This window comes from Arthrobacter sp. H14, assembly GCF_000520495.1.
Lineage (GTDB): Bacteria > Actinomycetota > Actinomycetes > Actinomycetales > Micrococcaceae > Arthrobacter_C.
Window position 1 is genome coordinate 9,635 of the sequence record NZ_KI914658.1, and the last position, 2,533, is coordinate 12,167.

General features: G+C 65.8%; 2 protein-coding genes. Both read right to left on the reverse strand.

Annotated features, from left to right (window positions below):
- Nucleotides 1–119: 119 nt before the first annotated feature.
- Complete coding sequence (locus Y707_RS0112970) at nt 120–1,325, reverse strand: DUF6716 putative glycosyltransferase (protein WP_035781688.1); 1,206 nt, start codon at nt 1,323–1,325, stop codon at nt 120–122.
- Nucleotides 1,322–2,380 carry a hypothetical protein gene (locus Y707_RS0112975; protein ID WP_051441969.1) on the reverse strand — a complete coding sequence of 353 codons (1,059 nt, stop codon included), beginning with the start codon at nt 2,378–2,380 and terminating at the stop codon, nt 1,322–1,324. Before Y707_RS0112975 ends, Y707_RS0112970 begins: the two co-directional genes overlap by 4 nt.
- Nucleotides 2,381–2,533: the final 153 nt, after the last annotated feature.

Genomic DNA, 2,533 nt, shown 5'->3' on the forward strand with positions numbered 1-2,533 from the left:
GTCGAGCCTGTCATTCCTCTTCAATTGGCTCGGCGAGGACTTCGACGAAGAACGCGTCCGCCGGACGATGGCACAGCGGCACTCGTACTGAGGCGCAGTACCGTGGAGCAGCGGCATTCCTACTGACGTACGGGTTGCCGTGCGGATTGCGCCAGCTTCGACAGCCGGCGCGCCAGTTTCAGAGCCGGCGTGGGCAGCGCCGTGCGCAGTCGCAGACGGAGCCGGCGACGGCGGATGTGGGCGGACGCGGTGGAAGGGACTCCGAGCGTCCCGGCCCGCGCGCTGACTGCGTAGCTTCCGAGCAAATATGACAGCTTGTCTTCTGGTTCGTGGAAGTAGTTATCGCGCAGCCAAGGAGCTTCGGGGTGGAAAAAGGCGCCGCGCTGCAGATCCTCCAGTGAGCCGATCAGACCGCTGCCAGTGAAGACACCGTTGAGCAACTCGTCATTGACGCCGAAGTCGCCGAGGATGAGCACCGGAAGGCCTGCGTCGACCGCTTCCAACGCGGCCGTGGAGCTGACCGTGACCAATGCCGTTCCTAGGGTGAGGAAGCCGGCGAGGGACCCGGTCTCGAACGCGAGCTCATCACCTGCGACGGCGCCATCGGCCGTCAGTTTCCGCCATAGCCGGTCATAAGGGTGATGCTCGAGGTGGGTTTGCGGCTCACCGTCCCACGCCCGCAGCTTCACGGTGACCTTGAGTTCGGGACGCTGCCGCGTCAGCCGGGCCATGTGCTGCAGGATTCGGACCCGTTCCTCCCGGACGGCAGGCACTTTCGCCTGCGGGGCGAAGACGACCGACCGGAGCGGAGCACCGACCGGGCGGGGCGGCTCCACAGAGTGAAGAAACGGCAGCCGGGATACGAGCATAGTTAGATCGACCCCGAGCGCGTCGGCCAGCCCGCCGTAGGCGCGGCGTTCCGCGTGGCTGTGCGTGACAAAGGCGTCGCCCATGGCCCGGTATCGCAGACCCTTCTCGGTTGCCGGCAGAGCCACCCCGGGCAGGGCGGAGATCAGCGCGGGGCGGGGGCGCAGCCGCGAAGCGGTGAACAGCACTTCCTCGGCAATAGGGCCGGTGGCAGCGGCAAGGACGACGTCGGCCTGATCGACGACGGCGGACAACTTGCGGGCGGGGACGACCGGAACCGGGATGTCCTCCATGAAAGTCCCGACGGTGGCCGCGCGGACCTGCTCCATGGTGGGCAGGACAGGGGAGCGGACGACGACGACGCGCCTGTCCCACTCCGGCATGCCTTCGAGGGTGGAACAGGCAAACTTCAGGTAGGAATCGCTGTCCACCACGGCGACGATTTTGAAGGCGCTCATGCTGCAGATTCTGAATCATCCAGGGAGCTGCTCAGGTGCCGGCGTAACTGTGCCGTCGTCGTCGGGGTCCACCAGGATTGGGGCACTGACTGGCCCTGCAAGCGAACGCCTGCGGGGGCCAGGAGCAGGCCGAGTGAAGCCAACACCGTTGAGGGCAGGCAGTGGACGGTTTGAGGCGGACAGAGGCCGCGCAGCCGCATCTCCACTGGGACGGTGTGTTCCTTCATGCGGATCATCGGGTTGGCGGCAATCCGGTCGAGGAGTTCGGGGGTTTCGCGGCGGTGTGGGAAATAGCCGACGGGGCCGTCCTGGGTGAGCTCGTGGAGCCAGTCGATATAGGGATCGGCGTGGATTAGCCCGTCTGCCGGCATCGCCGAACCCACCATGATCATGGGTTCATTCACGATCTCAGTCACGGGCTGGGTGCTCAGCCATTCAAACCGGTGGAACTCGAGGTGGCCGCCCAGGCGTTCAAAGTCGGCGTGCACGCGGGCGTCAATGGGCAGCGCGGTAAAGACGACGAGTTTGCCGCGCTGGGCCAACTGCCGCAGCCGGAACCACGCGGCTAAACCCAGTGCGTCGCGGGCGGGGGTTCGCTTGGCACGGGGACGGAGCAGCGGCGTCAGGGTATCACGTGTCAGTCCTGAAAGCAACTTCCGGGTCGCCAGGCCGTCGTCGAGCACTACGACCTCGTGCGCGGGCGGGTGCCGCAGCAACTGCCGCTGCACCTGCCCGGAGAACGCGTCACCAATTACCCACCTGTCCACACCGGCAGCCCTGACCGAAGGGATCTGTGTCCGGGCCTGACCGAAGCTCACGCCGGCTGGTACCTGCGCCATCATCGAACTCAGAATGCCGGACATGCCTACCGCTCCGGCGCGGGGATAAATGGTGGTGTCGCGGCCCAGCAGGCCGGCACCGTGGGCTTCAACCGCGCTGAGCAGCTGCAGTGGAGATTCCGTCCATACCACCGCACTGCCGGACCTTGGCCTGGCCAGAGTACGCGCGGGAATAGTCACGGCAGATCCGGACTGCCCCCGCCAGTTACTGCTCATGCGCCTTTGCTTTCATCCATAACAGCCCGATTCCATTCCTCACCCTGAAACAGACGCCAGCACTCGGCGACCCAAAACATGACGGGTCAGTACACGGCGCCCCAGATGGCGTATCGGCGGTGGGAGCCTCTTGGCGAAGACTACTGCCTGCCG